Raw genomic sequence first — 17,789 nt, 5'->3', positions numbered from 1 at the left:
GACTAACACTGGGGCCCTCCCGCGGATTCTCTGGTTCAGCGTTCGGGGTTGGCCTGCGGCAGCAATCCGCGCCCACTCAACGCCTCCAGCAGCGCCTCCTGATCCGCACCACCTTCAAGCAACAGATCCAGGTTCCTGCCCGTCTTCGGCCGGACAGCAAGAAAGCCGAATTCGTACCCAAGCCCACGCGCATGCCGATGGCTGATGCGGGTCTGCATCAAGTCGATCTGCCATGCGCCATCGGTGCTGCGCAACCGTGTGCCGTCGAGCTCGAAGGCGCGCACCCGCGAATGCGACAGGAGGCCGATCTGCGCGAAGGGAATGGCCCACACCAGCCACGCGATCATCGGCAGGAGCACGCAGAGCACCACCACCGTCTTCAGAAAGCCGACGTCGGGCGCGTACAGCACCAGTGCCACACCCGCAGCGGCGGCGAGCGCATACCCCGCCACGATCCATGCGAGAAAACATCGCCAGCAAAAAACGATGGCGCGGCTTTGCAGGATGCCCGTCGCTGTCGCCATTGCCCCTGCATCGCTTCTGAGCGCGAGATAGTGATTGATGACCGGAGCCAGTTCATCGACGGGCGCCGTGAGCATCAGCTTGTTGAAGGGGCGCGTGTGAACGACCAGGTAGTTGTCGCTGTCGGGAATGCCCTCGATGGTCAGCACGTCGATCCATTGCACATGGCCGAGCCCGTCGATCGACAGGCCGCGCTCGTCGACGTCGACCTGCGCGCTGGCGCTGAACGCCTTCGGCCGGCGCTTGACCGATGCGAGCCAGCGCTCTTCGACCCAGATCCACGCAGCGGCGACGACGAGGAGGCCGACCATCCACACGGCGATGAGCACCAGCAGCGCGACGGTGCTCAGCACGGCACGCCAACCAGTCGCGTCTTCGTCGAAGAGCCATGCGGCACCCATCATCATCAGGGCGGAATACACCGTGCAGAGGACCACGATCGCGCCGATGCCGCGGGCGTCCATCTGCGTGACGGGGATCTTTCGCGAGAAGACCGGTGGGTTCATGGCGCGACGGCAGCAGTCGCGTTTATCCGCCGACTGCCAGAGGCACGGGCCGGCGACGGAACTCCGTCAGGTAAAGCAGCAACGCCATCGACACGAACCCGCCACCCAGCAGGCACAACCCGGTCCATCCATGGAACGCATACACCGCCGCCGCAATGCCCGAAGCCACGGCCGCACAGATGAAGATGAAGGTCATGAAGAGGCCGTTGAGCCGCCCCCGCAGTTCGGGCGCCAGCATGAAGAGGCTGCGGAAGTTCAGCACCTGGCACAGCTGCACCGCCCCATCGAGCAGGATGCCAGCGGCGACCAGTCCGGCCAGCGAATGGAAGTGCATCGACACGGCGCCGAGCACGAAAGACAAGAGCGCGACGACGATCGCAACGCCCGTTGCAGGCCGCGTCCATCCACGATCGGCCAAGCGCCCCGCGACCGGCGCCAGCAGCGCCCCCGCCGCACCCGCGAGCGCGAAGAGGCCGATGCCGCGCTGGCCCATGCCGAACTCGTGCACCAGCGCGAGCGGCACGGCCGTCCAGAAGGCCTGGAAGGCCGCGAACATCATTCCCTGATACCAGCCGCGCCGGCGCAAGAGCGGCGTGTTCCACACGATGCCCGGCAGCGAGGCCATGGTGCGGGCATAGCCGATGGACGCATGCGGCCGGCGCTCGGGCAGCACGCGCCACAGCACGGCGATGAGCGTGGCCATGAGCACCGCCGAAATCCAGAAGAGCGCGCGCCAGCCTAGGCTCGCGGCCACCATGCTGGCGAAGGGGCGCGACAGCATGATGCCGCCCAGGAGGCCCGCCATGATGTTGCCGACCACCTTGCCGCGCGAGGCCTCGGGGGCGAGGTGCGAAGCGAAGGGCAGCAGCACCTGCGCCGCGACCGCGCAGGCGCCGACCATGAAGGACGCCGCGAGAAAGGTGACGGCCGAGTTCGAGAGCGCGATGCCCGCGAGGCCGATGACCGCCCCGAACAGCGCGCCGATGATGAGCCGCCGGTTCTCGACCACGTCGGCCAGCGGCACCAGCAGCAGGAGGCCGGCGCCGTAGCCCAGCTGGGTCAGCGTCATGATCAAACCCGCCAGGCCCGCATGCAGTTGCAGCGCGTCGGAGATCGGGCCGATCAGCGGCTGGGCGTAGTAGATGTTGGCCACGCACAGGCCGCAGGCGACAGCGAAGACGAAAGTGAGGGCAGGCGTCAGCGTTGGCGCGTGTCCGCCATGGCTGGCACGGTGGGCCTTGTCGGCCCGGGCGATGTTCGCCGCGGAGGGGGTGGGAGCGTCGGGGAGTGGCACGGGAGGCCTCGGTAACTGGGGAGCGGTGGGAGCGGAGGAGCGAAAAGAAGGGGGGCGCCAAGGGTTAACCCGGCCCCGGGGCACCTTAGCACGCGAGGCTTGTTCCTGCAGGTGCGGGGCTGGTCAGTGCAGGCTGGTGGGCCGGCCCGAGGCCACCCACGCATCGAGCCCGCCGGTCAGCGGCAAGGCGCGACGCGCCCCGCGCGCCAGCAGCACGCGCGCGGCCTGCGCGGCCGATACCTCGTTGGGGCAGTTGCAGTACAGCACCACGTCGCGGTTGGGGTCGATCGCAAGGTCCAGGTGGCGGTGCTGCAGCGCCTTCAAGGTGTAGGGCAGCGCACCCGGAATGCGGCGTGGATCGACCTGCACGCCGGCCTTGCCGCGCACGTCGATGATCAAGGGGGGCTCCTCGCCGCCGAGCATGTCGTACAGCTCGTCCACCGAGATGCGCGGCATGCCCGTCAGGCGCATGAAGGCGCGGCGGCGCCAGTAGCGCACGGCCAGGATCACCAGCAGCAGCACCGCGATCGCGGCAGTGGCGATGCCGCCGGCCTGGGCCAGCACGGCGAGCACTTCCTGGATCTGGTCGCGAAAGGCCCAGCCCAGGCCCAGGAACAGGCCCGTCCAGATGAGCGCGGCGCCCACGTCGAAGCTGATGAAGCGCCGCACCGACATGCCCAGCGCGCCGGCCATCGGCGGGGCCACCACCGAGACGCCCGGCACGAACTTGGCGGCCAAGAGCGACAGGCCGCCCCAGTCGGTGATGAGCGATTCGCCGCGCCGCACGCACGAGTCGGGCGACAGCGAGATGCGGCACAAAAGGCGCATGAAGCGGTAGCCGAAGCGCCGGCCCGCGTAGAACCAGGCGCCGTCGCCCAAGAGGTTGGCGACGACCGCGGCGAGCACCACGCCGACGACCGACACATCGCCCGCCGCCATTAGCGCGCCGGTGACCACCAGCACCGCGGCGGCCGGCACCGGCAGGCCCAGGCGGGCGGCAAAGCTCGCGGCGAACACCACCAGGATCGCGTTCTGCACCAGCAGCGACATCAGCTGTGCCATGCCAGCCTTTCGGTCGATGCGCCAAGCAGTTGCGGGGTGGGAGCGGGGTTCATGCGAACCCCGATTGTCCGGCATGGCCCAAGAACGTACCGGGCGCAGGCCATTCGAAAGCGCGTTTCAGCCGGTCCGCGAGACGCTGAAAGCGAAGGTGTTCACCCCGCCCTCGCTCGATGCGCTGACCTGCCCGCCATGCATGCTCGCCACCGCCTTCACGATGGCCAGCCCCAGGCCGTGGCCGTGGTGCTCGCCGCTGTCGTTGCGCGACGCGTCCACGCGGTAGAAGCGGTCGAACAGGTGCTGCAGGTGCAGCTGGCCGATGGCCGCGCCGGGGTTCGACACGGCGATCCATGTCGCCGCGGCTTCCTCCCGCAGCGTGACGGTGATCTGCGCGCCCGGCGGCGAGTGCTCGATGGCGTTCTGCAGCAGGTTCGACATGGCGCGGCGAAAGAGCGCGCTCTCCAGCCGCGCCTGGGCCTCCACGTCGCCCGCGATGCCGACGCGCGAGCCGCTCTCGTCGAGCACGAACTCGAAGAAGTCGATGGTCTTGCGCACCTCCTGCGCCACGGGCGTGAGCACGAGGCCGGTGGCCACTTCGCCGCGGTCGGCGCGCGCGAGAAAGAGCATGTCGTTGACGATGGAGCGCAGCCGCTCCAGGTCTTCCAGGTTGGCCTGCAGCACCTCTTCGAAATCGCCCGCGCTGCGCTGGCGCGAGAGCGCGACCTGCGTGCTGCCGATGAGGTTGGCGAGCGGCGTGCGCAGCTCGTGCGCCACGTCGGCGTTGAAGGCCTCCAGCTGCCCATAGGCTTCTTCGAGCCGGGCGAGCGCGCCGTTGAAGGCCTCGGCGAGCGCGGAGAGTTCGACCGGCAGCGCCGTGGTCTGCAAGCGCTGCGACAGGGTCTTGGGGCGCAGTGCCTGCGCCTCGCCCGACAGCCGCTCGAGCGGCCGCAGCCCGACGCGCGCGATCCAGTAGCCCGCGACCGCCACCACCAGCACGCCGCCCAGCCCGAGCGCGAGCAGCGCGGTCAGGAAGGTCTCGCGGGTGCGTTCGTAGGGCTCGGAGTTGCGCCCCACGATGAGCCGCACCGCCGGCCGGTTCTCGAACGGCGGCACGTGGACCGAGAGCGTGCGGAACGGCCGCTCCTGCCCGGGCAGCACGATGTCGGTGCTGCGGCCGTTGGCCTCGCGGGTGAGGCCGTCGATTTCGGCCAGGCCCTTGCCGTACTGGAAGCGCGGGTCGTCGCTCAGCACCCAGAAGCGCACGCTGCCGTCCTCGGGCGTGAGCGCGTCCATGCGGGCCTGCACGCGCGACCAGCGCTCGGGCGTGCCGATGGCCTGGATCCAGAACTGCAGGCTCTTGACGGTGGTGTCGAGCTCCTCGTACTGGTGGCGCTCCAGCTCGCGCGCGAGCACGCCGTGCAGCGCGGCACCGATGAGCGCGAAGGTGGCGAGCGCCGCCACCGTGAACATCGCCACCAGCCGCACGGTGATGGAGCGCTTCACGGGGCGCCGCCCTCCCCTTGTGCTTCGTTCTGGCCGCCTGCGTCGGCGTCGCGCTGTTCGCTCGCCTCGCGCACCTCCATCACGTAGCCCATGCCGCGGATGGTGTGCAGCACCTTGGGGCTGAAGTGCGCATCGATCTTGTCGCGCAGCCGCTTGATGGCCACCTCGACCACGTTGGTGTTGCTGTCGAAGTTCATGTCCCACACCAGCTCGGCGATGGCGGTCTTCGAGAGAATTTCGCCCTGGCGGCGCGCGAGCACCGCCAGCAGTGCGAACTCCTTGGCGGTGAGGTCGATGCGCGTCGCGCCCCGGAAGGCCTTGCGCGCAAGCAGGTCGATCTGCAGGTTCGCGATGCGCAGCTGCACGGGCTCTTGCTTCCGCCCGCGGCGGTTGAGCGCCTGCAGGCGCGCCAGCAGTTCGAGGAACGAGAAGGGCTTGATGAGGTAGTCGTCCGCGCCTTCGTGCAGGCCCTTGATGCGGTCTTCGACGCGGTCGCGCGCGGTGAGCATGATGACCGGCGTTTCCTTCACGGCGCGCAGCGCGCGCAGCACCGCGAAGCCGTCCTGCCCGGGCAGCATGACGTCCAGCACGATCACGTCGTACTCGTGGGTGAGCGCCAGGTGCTGGCCGTCGATGCCGTTGTGCGCCATGTCGACCGTGCAGCCCTGCTCGGTCAGCCCCTTGGAGAGGTAGTCCGCGGTTCTCAGCTCGTCTTCGACAATCAGGATCTTCATGGCATTGCAGCTTTCTTCGTCGACCGAAAGATTCCTCGACCTTTCGCACTGGCAAACCCCTTCGCACTGGCAAACCCGTTCGCACTGAGCTTGTCGAAGTGCCAGTTCGGTAGCGGCTTCGACAGCCTCAGCCCGAACGGTCGGTGGTGCATCAAATCCCCGCATCGATCAATGCGCTTGCGCCACCGGCGGGGTCTCTTGCCCGCTGCCTTCACCCTTGAGGGCCTTGCGGGCCTTGCGCGCTTCCTTGCGGCGCAGGTACCAGTAGTGGGCGCGGTCCAGGTACAGGTAGACCACCGGCGTGGTGAACAGCGTAAGTGCCTGCGAGAGTATCAGCCCGCCGACCATCGCGTAGCCCAGCGGCCGGCGCAGCTCCGAGCCCGAGCCGTGGCCCAGCATCAGCGGCAGGCCCGAGAGGAGCGCGCACATCGTGGTCATCATGATCGGGCGGAAGCGCAGGAGGCACGCCTGGTAGATCGCCTCCTGCGGCGCCATGCCCTGCTCGCGCTCGGCCTTGAGCGCGAAGTCGATCATCATGATGCCGTTCTTCTTCACGATGCCGATCAAGAGAATGATGCCGATCAGCGCGATCACGCTGAGGTCGTACCCCCCCGCCATGAGGATGAGCAGCGCCCCCACGCCGGCCGAGGGCAGCGTCGAGAGAATCGTGAGCGGGTGGATGTAGCTCTCGTACAAAAGGCCCAGCACGATGTACACCGCCACCAGCGCCGCGGCGATGAGATAGGGCTGCGACGACAGCGAATCCTGGAAGGCCTGCGCCGTGCCCTGGAACGAACCGCTGAGCGATTGCGGCAGGCCCATGTCGGCCTGCGCCTTGTTGATGGCGTTGACCGCATCGCCCAGCGCATGGCCCGGCGCGAGGTTGAACGAGATCGTCACCGCCGGGAACTGGCCCTGGTGGCTGATCGAGAGGTACGCGGTCTTGCTGGTGTCCACCTTCACGAAGGTGGAGAGCGGCACCTGCTGGCCGGTGAGCGGCGAGGTGAGGTACAGCTTGCTGAAGAGCGCCGGGTCCTGCTGCAGCGCGGGCGTCACCTCCAGCACCACGTGGTAGCTGTTGAGCTGGGTGAAGTACTGCGCCACCTGCCGCTGGCCGATCGCGTCGTACAGCGTCGCGTCGATCGTCGCGGGCGAGATGCCGAAGCTCGATGCGCGGTCGCGGTCGATGGTGAGCACGGCCGATGCGGCGGCGTTCTGTTGGTCCGAGGCGAGGTCGGTGATCTCGGGCAGCTGCCTGAATCGCGCGAGCAGCTTGGGCGCCCAGGTGTTGAGCTCGTCCAGGTTGGCATCGGTCACCGTGTACTGGTATTGCGTGCGCGACGACCGGCCGCCCACGCGGATGTCCTGCCCCGCCTGCAGGAACAGGTTCACGCCCTGCACCTTGGCCAGCTGCGGGCGCAGCCGCGTGATGATCTCGTCGGCGGTGGCGCTGCGGCCTTCGTCCTTGGGTTTGAGGCTGATGAAGAAGTTGCCGGTGTTGTAGGTCGAGGAGCTGCCGTTCATGCCGAAGCCGGTCACATCGGGGTCCTTGCGCACCACGTCGGCCAGCTCGAGCATGCGGGCGTTCATGGAGGCGAACGAGGCGTCCTGCGCCGATTCGGCAAAGCCCGAGATGAAGCCCGTGTCCTGCTGCGGGAAAAAGCCCTTGGGAATGACCATGAACAGAAAGCCCGTGGCCGCCACCGTGGCGATGAAGACCATCAGCGTGATGAACTGGTGGTCCAGCACCACGTGCAGCCCGCGCTTGTAGCCGTTGAGCATCGCGTCGAACCCGCGCTCGAAGAGCTGGTAGAGCCGCCCGTGCTTGCGCGCGTGCTCGTTCTTCAGGAAGCGCGAGCACAGCATCGGCGTGAGCGTGAGCGAGATCACGACCGACACCACGATGGTGAGCGTCACGGTCACCGCGAACTCGCGGAAGAGGCGCCCCACGATGCCGCCCATGAGCAGGAGCGGAATGAACACCGCGATGAGCGACACCGAGATCGAGATGATCGTGAAGCCGATTTCTCCCGCGCCCTTGTACGCGGCCTCCAGCGGCGACATGCCCTCTTCCACGTAGCGGTAGATGTTCTCCAACATCACGATGGCGTCGTCCACCACGAAGCCGACCGCGATGGTGAGCGCCATGAGCGAGAGGTTATCGAGGCTGTAGCCCAGCAGGTACATCACCGCCACCGTGCCCAGGAGCGCGAGCGGCACCGTCACGCTGGGGATCAGCGTGGCCGGCACGTTGCGCAGGAACACGAAGATCACGGCCACCACCAGCGCGATGGTCAGGAGCAGCGTGAACTCCACGTCTTTCACCGACGCGCGGATGGTCTGCGTGCGGTCGATGATCGCGTTGACGTCGACGGTCGGCGGAATCGATGCCTTCAGGCGCGGCATCGCGGCGTTGATGCGGTCCACCGTCTCGATCACGTTGGCGCCCGGCTGCTTGGTGATGGCCAGCACGATGGAGCGGCCGTTCTGCACGGTGCTGCCCGCGGGCGCGGCGGCGCCGGCATAGGCCCAGCCGGCGATCTTCGCGTTCTCGGGGCCGTCCACGGCCACGCCGATGTCGCGCACGCGGATCGGCGCGCCGTTGCGGTAGGCCAGCAGCACGTCGTTCCACGGCTGCGCCTTCAGGAGCTGGTCGTTGGTGTAGACGGTGAAGCTCTGGTTCGGCCCGTCGATCGTGCCCTTGGGCGCGTTCACCGTGGCCGATGCGAGCACGGTGCGCACGTCCTCCAGGCTCAGGCCCAGCCCGGCCATCTTGGTCGGGTCGAGCTGCACGCGCACCGCGGGCTTCTGCGCACCGCCGATGTTCACCAGGCCCACGCCCGCGATCTGCGAGATCTGCTGCGCGAGGATGTTGTCGGCGTAGTCGTTCACCTCGGTGAGCGGCAGCGTCTTCGATTGCACCGAGAGGATCAGGATCGGCGAGTCGGCCGGGTTCACCTTGCGGAACGTGGGCGGGCTCGGCAGGTTGGCCGGCAGCTGGCCGGTGGAGGCGTTGATGGCCGCCTGCACGTCCAGCGCGGCGGCATCGATGCTGCGGTCCAGGTCGAACTGCAGCGTGATCTGCGTGGAGCCGAGGCCACTGGTGGAGGTCATCTGCGACAGCCCCGCGATCAGCGAGAACTGCCGCTCCAGCGGCTGCGCCACGTTGGACGCCATGGTCTCGGGGCTCGCGCCCGGCAGGTTGGCCGAGACCTGGATCGTCGGAAAGTCGACCTGCGGCAGCGGTGCCACCGGCAGCAGCGGAAACACCGCCGCACCGACCAAGAGGATGGCGAGCGCCAGCAGCGTGGTGCCGATGGGGCGTTTGATGAAGGCGGCGGAGATGCTCAATTGCCGCTCCCGCTGGGGGTGGTGGCAGCGGTGGCGGCCGCGGCCTTCTTGGCGGGCGGCGGCTCCACGATGCTGGAGCCTGGCTTGAGCTTGTACTGCCCATCGACCACCACGCGCTGGTCGGCTGCCAGGCCCTTGTCGATCACGGCCACGCCGTCGGCGATCTGCAGCACGTGCACCGGCACGTTGCTGGCCTTGTTCTCGGCATCGACCACCCAGATGTAGGTGCCGTCCTGGCCGCGCTGCACGGCGGCGGCGGGCACGGTGAGCGAGTCGGGCCGGCGGTCCAGGTCCAGCCGCACGTTGACGTACTGGCCGGGCCACAGCGTGTGCTGCGGGTTGGCGAAGCTGCCCTTGAGCTGCACGGTGCCGTTGGTGGTGTCGATCTGGTTGTTCAGCAGGATGAGCTTGCCGGCGCCCAGCATCTGGTTGCCGGCGCGGTCGTAGGCCACCACCGCGAGCGGCTGGTTGCTCTGCTGCTGCACGCGGTTGATGTCCTGCACCGCCTCTTCGGGCAGCGTGAACTGCACCGCGATGGGGTCGATCTGGTTGATGACGACCAGGCCGTTGGTGTCGGCCGCGTGCACGATGTTGCCCGGGTCCACCAGCCGCGCGCCGACGCGGCCGTTCATCGGCGAGACGATGCGCGTGAAGCTCAGTTGCACCTCGGCGAACTGCACCTGCGCGGCATCGGTCTGCACGGTGGCGGCGAGTTGGTTGACCAGCGCCTTCTGCGTGTCGAGCTGCTGCTGCGTGGCGGCGTCCTGCGCGATCAGCGTGGTGTAGCGCTTCAGGTCCGCGCGGGCGTTGGCCAGTTGCGCCTCGTCCTTCGCTCGGGTGGCCTGCGCCTGTGCGAGCTGCGCCTGCAGCGTGCGCGGGTCCAGTTGCGCGAGCAGCTGGCCGGCCTTCACGTCCTGCCCTTCGGTAAAGCCGACCTTGTCGAGTTGCCCGTCGATGCGCGCCTTGACGGTGACCGTGGCCATCGAGGCGACGGTGCCAATGCCCGAGCGGTAGACCTGCACGTTCTGCGGCGTGACGCGCGCGGTCGTCACCTGCACCGGCGGTGTCTTGGGGGCTTCGGGCTTGGCGCCGAAGGCCTTGTTGTGGTTGAGCGCCCAGGCGCCGCCGCCCAAAACGATCACGAGCGTGGCGGCCGCGACCCAGGTCGAGCGGCGCTGAAGGGGGGCTTGGGTTGTCGTCGTCATGGCATCAATTTCCGGAAGTCGTTGCAGCGGCGGCGTCCGCGGTCCAGCCGCCGCCGGTGGCCGCGATCAGCGAGACGCTGGCCGCGAGCTGGCGGCCGAGCACCTGCGCGGCGGTGCGCTGGTTGGTGAGCGAGAGCTGCTGGGCCGTCACCACGCTCAGGTAGGTGGCGGTGCCGGCGCGGTACTGGCTCAGCGCCAGGCGCTCTGCCAGTTGCGAGGCCTGCACGGCCTGTGCCTGCAATGCGGATTCGCGGTCGAGCACGCGCAGCGCCGCGAGGTTGTCCTCGACCTGCTGGAAGCCGCCGAGCACGGTCTGCTTGTACTGCGCGACCGAGGCGTCGTAGACGGCCACGGCCTGGTCGGTGTGCGCTTTGCGCAGGCCCCCGTCGAACACCGTTTGCGCAAGTGCCGCACCGAGCGACCACACGCGGCTGGGTGTGTTGAACAGCGAGGCGAGGTTGCCGGCGCTGAAGCCGCCGCTCGCGCTGAGCACGATCTGCGGGTAGTACGCGGCCTTGGCCACGCCGATGTTGGCGTTGGCCGCCTGCACGCGGCGCTCGGCGCCGGCGATGTCGGGGCGGCGCTCGAGCAGTTCCGAAGGCAGGCCCGCGGGGGTGACCGGGAGTTGCACGCGCAGCGCCTCGGTGGACGAGAGCGAGGCGGGCGTCGCCTGTGCGGATGAAGCCAGCGGCTGCAGCGAGAACGATGCGGGCGCCTGCCCCGTCAACACGGCGACGGCGTGTTCGAGCTGGCTGCGCTGCGCTTCGAGATCGACCGCCTGCGCCTCGGCGGTCTTGAGCTGGCTCTCCGCGAGCGCCACGTCGGAGCGCAGCACCGTGCCCGCGGCGTACTGGTGCTGCGTGAGTTCGAGCGCCTTGGCGTAGGCGGCGGTGGTGCTGGCATACAGGTCGCGCTGCAGGTCGATGACGCGGATCTGCAGGTAGTCCTGCACGAGCGTGGTCTGAATGCTCAGGCGCGCGCCGGCGAGGTCGTCGGCGCTGGCCTGCGCGTCGGCGTTGCCGGCCTCGACGGCGCGGCGCACGGCGCCCCACAGGTCGGGCTCCCAGCTCGCGGCGAGGCCCAGGGTGTCGGTGGTGCCCAGCTTGACGGCGCCGGTGCTGTTGGTCTGCGCGCGGGTCCCGCCTGCGTTGATGCCCACGGTCGGGAAGAAGCCCGCGTGCGCGGCGGCTGCTATCGCCTGTGCCTCGCGGTACTGGGCTTCCGCGACGCGGATGTTCTGGTTGGCCGCGTTGGCCTGCACGACCAGCGCGCTCAGCGTGCCGTCGCCGTAGGCCTCCCACCAGGGATGGCTGGCGTCGACGACCTGCGGCGTGGCGGTCTTCCAGGGGCCGGTTTCCTTGTAGGCGACCGGCAGGTCCATGGAGGGCCGCACGTAGTCGGGGCCGACGGCGCAGCCTGCGAGGAGCAGTGCGGCGAGCGCGATGGCTGTCGCTTTGGGTGATGGGGAGGTGGCGAAGAGAACCATGGTGGGTTCACTCTAAGAACTCCCATCAAACCCTTCGCTGTCGACTAACTGACAGTTCTGACAGTTTTCGGTTTTGCTCCCTCCCCCGCTGGGGGAGGGTTGGGGTGGGGGCACGGCGGCGCTCGCCTTGGGCGCTCTGCCTGCCCCCATCCCAGCCTTCCCCCAGAGGGGGAAGGAGCAATGCATTTCAACGTGGCGCGTCGCCCTTGCGGTACTCGGCCGTGAGCTCGTCCAGCTTCTGCTTGAGCGCCGGATCGAGCTTGTATTCGGCCGCCGCGATGGTCGCATCGAGTTGCTCGGGCCGGCTCGCGCCGAGCAGCGGCGCGGTGATCAGCGGATTGGCCATGACCCACGCGACCGCCAGCGTCGCGAGCGGCACGCCCGCCTCGTCGGCCAGCTTGTGCAGCTGCGTCACGGTGTTGAAGCTGCGCTCGTTCCAGTAGCGGTCCTGGTACATGTTGCCGGCGGTGCCGAGCGTGAAGCGGGTGTTCTCCTCGGGCTTGGCGCCGGGCTTGTACTTGCCGGTGAGGAGGCCTCCGGCCAGCGGGTTGTAGGGGATCACGCCCAGGCCCTCTTCGCTCGCGAGCGGCAGCAGCTCGCGCTCGATCTCGCGGAACAGCAGGCTGTAGCGCGGCTGCACCGAGACGAAGCGCGTGAACCGGTGCAGGTCGGACTTGCCCAGCGCGCGGGCCAGGCGATAGGCCAGGAAATTAGACACGCCGATGTAGCGCGCGCGGCCCGATTTCACGATGACATCGAGCGCCTCGAGCGTCTCTTCGAGCGGCGTCTCGCGGTCGTCCATGTGCAGCTGGTAGAGGTCGACGTGGTCGGTCTTCAGGCGCTTGAGCGAGAGGTCGATGGCGTCCAGCAGGTGCTTGCGCGATGCGCCCTGGTCCCACGGATTCGGGCCGACCTTGTTGACCGCCTTGGTGGCGACCACGAAGCGGCGGCGGCCCGCGGGGCCTTGTTTTTCGAGCCAGTTGCCGATGATCTCTTCGGTGCGGCCGGTGGTCTCGACGGTGCCGCCGAGCGGGTACACGTCGGCGGTGTCGAGGAAGTTGATGCCGCCTTCGGCCGCCTTGTCCAGGATCTGGTGCGACACGGCCTCGTCGGTCTGCAGGCCGAAGGTCATGGTGCCCAGGGCGAGGCGGGACACGGTGAGGCCGGTGCGGCCGAGTCGGGTGGTGGGAATGCTCATGGGGGCGCGCTCCGAGGGAGATGAGGGAGGGATGGGGGGCGGCGGCCATCATAGGCACGGCCGCGCAATCCTGCAGGCGCGGGAGATTTCAGGTGGTTTCGAGATGCACGCCGGGCGCGCCGCGCGCCACCGAGAAGCGGGCCATGGGGGCCACGGCCGAGTCGGCGTTCTTCTCATCGTCCACCGCGCGGAACTCGACCGCGCAGCCGCGCGCATCGAGCGTCATGAGCGCATAGCCGCGCTTGTCGGCGCGGCCGTAGCGCAGGTGCTCGTTCTTCGCAAGCATGTTGGCCACGCTCGCGGCGCTCGGGCCTTCGGAGGTGATGGCGCCGCCGACGAACTCGGTCGCGATGGCCGGGCCTTCCGGCTCGCGGCGCAGGTCGGCGGCCCAGAAGGCGTGCACGTCGCCGCTGACGACGAGCGCATCGCCGCCGCGCGCCTTGTTCGCGGCCAGCGCGTCGAGGAGGCGCGTGCGGGAGGCGGCGTAGCCGTCCCAGCCGTCCATCCAGTAGCCGTGCTCGGGGCCGCGCTTGCGGTCGGCTTCGGCGAGCAGCGTGGGCTGGGCGACGACGGTCCAGCGCGCGGGCGGCGCGGCCAGTTCGTTCGCGAGCCACGCCTCCTGCTTCGCGCCGAGAAAACTGCGCTCCGGTGCGGACCGGTCGGCGCAGTCGGCCAGCGGCGAGGCGCTGCGGCCCGCGAGGCACGCATGGTGCGAGCGGTACTGGCGCCCATCGAGCAGCAGCAAGTCGAGCATGCGGCCGAAGCGGTGGCGTCCGTAGATGGTGGCATCGGCGCCGCGCGGCCGCATGCTCGCGGGCACGGGCATGTGCTCGTACCAGGCCTGGTAGGCGGCGGCGCGGATCGCGAGGAACTGCGCGGGATCGATGGTGCGCGGCGAAACGTCGTCGGTGTAGTCGTTGGCCACCTCGTGGTCGTCCCAGGTCACGAGCCAGGGGAAGGCGGCGTGCGCGGCCTGCAGGTGCGCATCGGTCTTGTAGAGCGCATAGCGGTCGCGGAACTCGGCCAGTTGCGTCGGGATGCCGCCTTCGTGACGACGCACATGGCGCGAACCCCAGGAGCTTTCGTAGATGTAGTCGCCCAGGTGCACGACGAAGTCGAGCGGCTGCGCGGCCATGTCGCGGTACGCCGCGTAGTAGCCCTGCTCGTACTGCTGGCACGAGGCAAAGGCGAAGCGGATGGCCTGCGCGGCCTCGTCGCCTTCCGCCGGCGCGGTGCGCGTGCGGCCGACGGGGCTGCGCGCGCCGCCCGCCGTGAAGCGGTACCAGTACGGGCGGCCCGGCTGCAGCCCTTGCACCTCGACATGCACCGAATGCGCGAGCTCCGCCGTGGCCGTCGCCGTGCCCTTGGCGGCGATGCGCCGGAAGCGCTCGTCTTCCGCGACCTCCCATCGCACATCGACCGGCGCATCGCCCATCCCGCCGGCTTGCAGCGGCTCGGGCGCGAGCCGCGTCCAGAGCACCATGCCGTCGGGCCGGGGCGTGCCCGAGGCCACGCCCAGCGTGAAGAGCTCGCGCGATGCCTGCTGCGCGTGCAGTTGAAGAAAGGGATGGCCCAGCGATGCGGCAGCGAGCCCGCTGCACAGCAGGCGCCGCCGCGAGATCGGCCGTGCGCTCATCGGCGCGCGGCCAGCGCGAGATCGGGCCGGTCGGTGGTGATCTGCCGTATCGGCATCGCGAGCCAGTGCGCGATTTCCTCGGGCTCGTTGATGACCCATGCGCCCAGCCGCTCGGTGCCGAGCGCGGCCAGGCACTGCGACCACGTCGCCGCGAGCAGCTTCTTCTCGACCGCGACCACACACCCGGGCATCGCCGCATAGCGCGCGAGCGCGCGGCCGATGCCGCCGAGCATCTCGGCCGAGCGGTGGTCCAGCGACGCGAGCACGCGGCCGCCGGGCCAGCAGGCGAGCACCTGCTCCAGCACCTCGGGCACGAAGCAGGTGAGGTAGCTGCGCTGCGCAACACCCGCGTCGTGCAGCGCCTGCACCATGCGCGCGACCGCGCCCGCGGGCAGTTCGCCGGCCGCGTCGGTCTTGATCTCCACATGCAGCTCCATGCGCGTGGGCGCGAAGAGGCGCAGCACCTCGGTGAGCGAGGGCACGCATTCGCCGCGCTCACCGCCGTGCTCGCCCTGCTCGCCCTGGCCTTCGCGCAACCGCATCGCCAGCACTTCCGCGCCCGTGCGGTCGCGGATGGGGCCGGTGCCTTCGGTGGTGCGGTCCAGCAGCGGATCGTGGATGACCACGGCCGTGCCGTCGCGCGTTTCCTGCACATCGAACTCGACCGCATCGGCGCCCGATGCGATGAGCTTGCGAAAGCCGCCCAGGCTGTTCTCGGGCCAGAGGTTGCGTGCGCCGCGGTGCCCCACGATGATCATTTTCTGCAGTGTCCTTGTTGGTTGCGTGCGCTTCACTTGCTGCTGTCCACCAGCCCTTTGACGAACGACCGCTGCAACGCTACCACCACGAGGATGGGCGGCAGCATCGTGAGCAGCGCGGCGCTCATCGCCACGTTCCAGGCCGGTTGCGAATCGGCGCGCGGGATCAAGTGCTTCAGGCCGATCACCGCGGTCGCCATGTCCTTGTCGGTGGTGAAGAGCAGCGGCCAGAGGTACTGGTTCCAGCCGTAGAGAAACAGGATGATCGCGAGCGCCGCGATGTTCGAGCGCGAGAGCGGCAGCAGGATGGTCCAGAAGAAATGCATCGGCGAGGCGCCGTCGATGCGCGCCGCTTCGCACAGCTCGTCGGGCACCGTGAGGAAGAACTGGCGGAACAGGAAGGTGGCCGAGGCCGAGGCGATGAGCGGAAGGATCAGGCCCGGGTACGTGTCGACCATGTTCCACGACAGCTGGATGTCGATGCTGTGGCCGGTGACCGCATTCCACAGCTGCGACAGGTGCAGCGTCTCGACCAGCCACTGCACTGGCAGCGCCGCATTGGCCACCGACTCGTAGGTCGGCGAAATGCGCACCTCGATCGGCAGCATCAGCGAGACGAAGATGAGCCAGAACGCCGTCATGCGAAAGCGGAAGCGGAAGTACGTGATCGCGAAGGCCGACAGCAGCGACACCGCGATCTTGCCGACCGTGATGCCCAGCGCCACGATGAACGAGTTGAGGAACAGCCGGCCGAAGTTGGCCTGCGTCCACGCGGTGCGCAGGTTCTGCACGAACTGGTCGCCGGGGAGCCACGGCAGCGGCACCTGCTGCACCTCGCCGATGGTAAGCGAGCCCGCGACGAAGGCGAGGTACAGCGGCACGCAGACGCACGCCACGCCCACGAGCAGGATCGCGTGGCAGACGGCATCGAGCACGGGGGCGCGTTCAACCATGGCGGCGGTCCTTTGTGTGAAGCGTCATACGTCGTAGCTCACGCGCCGCTCCACGTAGCGGAACTGCAGCAGCGTCATGAAGAGCGCGAAGATCATCAGGATGACCGACTGCGCGGCCGAGGAGCCCAGATCCAGGTTGATGAAGCCATCGACGTAGACCTTGAACACCAGCACGTTGGTCGCGCCCGCCGGCCCGCCCTGCGTGACCGCATCGACGATGGCGAAGATCTCGAAGAAGCCGTAGACGAAGTTCATCACCGCGAGGAAAAACATCGTCGGCATGAGCAGCGGCAGCCCGATGCTGAAGAAGCGCTTGAGCGGCCCCGCGCCATCGACGGCCGCCGCCTCGAGCAGCGACGAAGGCACTGCCAGGAGGCCCGCGAGCAGGAAGATGTAGTCGTAGCAGACGTGCTTCCACGAGGCGGCCAGGATCACCAGGATCATCGCGTCGGAGCCCACGCGGTTCGGGTCCCACGCGAAGCCGATCGCATGCAGCACGTGCGCGAGCGGCCCCACCGCCGGGTTGAAGAGAAACGCCCAGAGAATGCCCGCGATGACCGGCGCAATGGCATAGGGCAGCAGGATGATCGCCTTGTAGATGCCGCGCCCGCGGATCACGCGGTCGCTCGCGAAGGCCAGCACCAGCGCGACCGCGATGGTGAGCAGGTTCTGCAGGATGGTGAACACCACCGTGACCTTCACCGACTCGTGGTAGGTCTCGCTCTGCAGCAGCTGCGCGAAGTTGTCGAAGCCCACGAAGTGCACCGTGTTGCCGAACGGGTCGGACAGGAAGAAGGCCTGCCCGAGCGCGCGGAACGACGGAATGAAAAAGAAGAACAGCAGGATCGCCAGCTGCGGCAGGAGCAGCAGCACGGGCAGGCGCACGTCCTTGAAGTGTGCGCGCTTGAGTCCTGCTTCGGGCTTGGCCATGCTTCGTTCTTCCGGGCCCGGTGCCGCTTCAGTAGCGGCCCTTGTTGAGCTTCTCGTACTGGCGCAGGATTTCGTTGCCGCGCTTGACGGCATCGTCCATCGCCACCTGCGGCGTCTTCTTGCCGGCGACCACGTTCTCGAACTCGTCGCGCTGCGCCATCATGGTCTGGGTGAAGTTGCCGAAGTGAAAGCCCGTGGAGTTGGCCGTGGGCGTGCCGCGCGTGAGCTGCAGGATCGCGATCTCGCGCGTCGGGTGGTCCTTGTAATAGCCCTGCGACTTGGCCATTTCATACGCCTTGTTGGTCAACGGCACGTAGCCCGTGGCCTTGAGCCACCAGACCTGCGTCTCGGGCTTGGCGAGGTAGTCCAGGAACGCCGCGGCGGCCTCGTACTCGGCCGGCTTCTGGCCCTTCATGACCCACAGCGACGCGCCGCCGATGGTGCTGTTCCGGGGCTGCTTGCCCTCTTCCCACGGCAGGTACGTGGCGCTCCAGTCGATCTTGGCCTCGCGCTCGATGCCGCTGTGCGCCGCCGTGGAGGCGAAGAAGGTGGAGCACTTGCCCGAGGTGAACAGCTGCTCGGGGCTCAGGCCCTGGCCGGCGATCTGCATCACGCCGTCGTCGATCCATTTCTTGATGCGCCCGACCTGCGAGA

At 68.6% G+C, this 17,789-nt stretch carries 14 protein-coding genes; all 14 read right to left on the bottom strand.

The annotated features are described in order from the left end of the window. Window positions 1–35 precede the first annotated feature (35 nt). The gene (locus JC881_RS16095; RefSeq protein WP_198786714.1) at window positions 36–1,028 is read right to left on the bottom strand and encodes a hypothetical protein; all 993 of its coding nucleotides are present in this window, start codon (window positions 1,026–1,028) and stop codon (window positions 36–38) included. 22 nt (window positions 1,029–1,050) lie between these two features. Then, complete coding sequence (locus JC881_RS16090; protein ID WP_443083353.1) at window positions 1,051–2,322, bottom strand: MFS transporter; 1,272 nt, start codon at window positions 2,320–2,322, stop codon at window positions 1,051–1,053. Between the two features lie 123 nt (window positions 2,323–2,445). Continuing rightward, window positions 2,446–3,384: a VTT domain-containing protein gene (locus JC881_RS16085; RefSeq protein ID WP_198786713.1), complete on the bottom strand. Its 939-nt coding sequence runs from the start codon at window positions 3,382–3,384 to the stop codon at window positions 2,446–2,448. A gap of 117 nt (window positions 3,385–3,501) precedes the next feature. Then, window positions 3,502–4,884 (bottom strand): heavy metal sensor histidine kinase, encoded by a 1,383-nt coding sequence (locus JC881_RS16080; RefSeq protein ID WP_198786712.1) that lies wholly within the window; start codon window positions 4,882–4,884, stop codon window positions 3,502–3,504. Beyond that, a complete protein-coding gene (locus JC881_RS16075) occupies window positions 4,881–5,618 on the bottom strand; it encodes a heavy metal response regulator transcription factor (protein WP_198786711.1) in 738 nt (245 codons plus the stop codon). Before JC881_RS16075 ends, JC881_RS16080 begins: the two co-directional genes overlap by 4 nt. Window positions 5,619–5,786: 168 nt before the next feature. Further along, complete coding sequence (locus tag JC881_RS16070; protein ID WP_198786710.1) at window positions 5,787–8,969, bottom strand: multidrug efflux RND transporter permease subunit; 3,183 nt, start codon at window positions 8,967–8,969, stop codon at window positions 5,787–5,789. Further along, a complete protein-coding gene (locus tag JC881_RS16065) occupies window positions 8,966–10,174 on the bottom strand; it encodes an efflux RND transporter periplasmic adaptor subunit (RefSeq protein ID WP_198786709.1) in 1,209 nt (402 codons plus the stop codon). The genes JC881_RS16070 and JC881_RS16065 overlap by 4 nt, the downstream gene beginning before the upstream one ends. A gap of 4 nt (window positions 10,175–10,178) precedes the next feature. Beyond that, complete coding sequence (locus JC881_RS16060; RefSeq protein ID WP_198786708.1) at window positions 10,179–11,660, bottom strand: efflux transporter outer membrane subunit; 1,482 nt, start codon at window positions 11,658–11,660, stop codon at window positions 10,179–10,181. 187 nt (window positions 11,661–11,847) lie between these two features. Continuing rightward, window positions 11,848–12,858, bottom strand: a complete 1,011-nt coding sequence (locus JC881_RS16055; protein ID WP_198786707.1) for an aldo/keto reductase — start codon at window positions 12,856–12,858, stop codon at window positions 11,848–11,850. 88 nt (window positions 12,859–12,946) lie between these two features. Next, the gene (locus tag JC881_RS16050) at window positions 12,947–14,494 is read right to left on the bottom strand and encodes an alkaline phosphatase D family protein (RefSeq protein ID WP_198786706.1); all 1,548 of its coding nucleotides are present in this window, start codon (window positions 14,492–14,494) and stop codon (window positions 12,947–12,949) included. Further along, window positions 14,491–15,252 carry a glycerophosphodiester phosphodiesterase family protein gene (locus JC881_RS16045; protein WP_198786705.1) on the bottom strand — a complete coding sequence of 254 codons (762 nt, stop codon included), beginning with the start codon at window positions 15,250–15,252 and terminating at the stop codon, window positions 14,491–14,493. The genes JC881_RS16050 and JC881_RS16045 overlap by 4 nt, the downstream gene beginning before the upstream one ends. A gap of 32 nt (window positions 15,253–15,284) precedes the next feature. After that, the gene (locus JC881_RS16040; protein WP_198786704.1) at window positions 15,285–16,205 is read right to left on the bottom strand and encodes an ABC transporter permease subunit; all 921 of its coding nucleotides are present in this window, start codon (window positions 16,203–16,205) and stop codon (window positions 15,285–15,287) included. A gap of 24 nt (window positions 16,206–16,229) precedes the next feature. Continuing rightward, on the bottom strand, window positions 16,230–17,135 hold the full coding sequence (locus JC881_RS16035; protein ID WP_198786703.1) for an ABC transporter permease subunit: 906 nt from the start codon (window positions 17,133–17,135) through the stop codon (window positions 16,230–16,232). Between the two features lie 28 nt (window positions 17,136–17,163). After that, on the bottom strand, window positions 17,164–17,789 hold a 626-nt coding region (locus JC881_RS16030), incomplete at its 5' end, for an extracellular solute-binding protein (protein WP_198786702.1).

This window comes from Variovorax sp. IB41 (assembly GCF_016405905.1).
Taxonomy (GTDB): domain Bacteria; phylum Pseudomonadota; class Gammaproteobacteria; order Burkholderiales; family Burkholderiaceae_C; genus Variovorax.
This window is presented reverse-complemented; position numbering and strand designations above follow the sequence as displayed.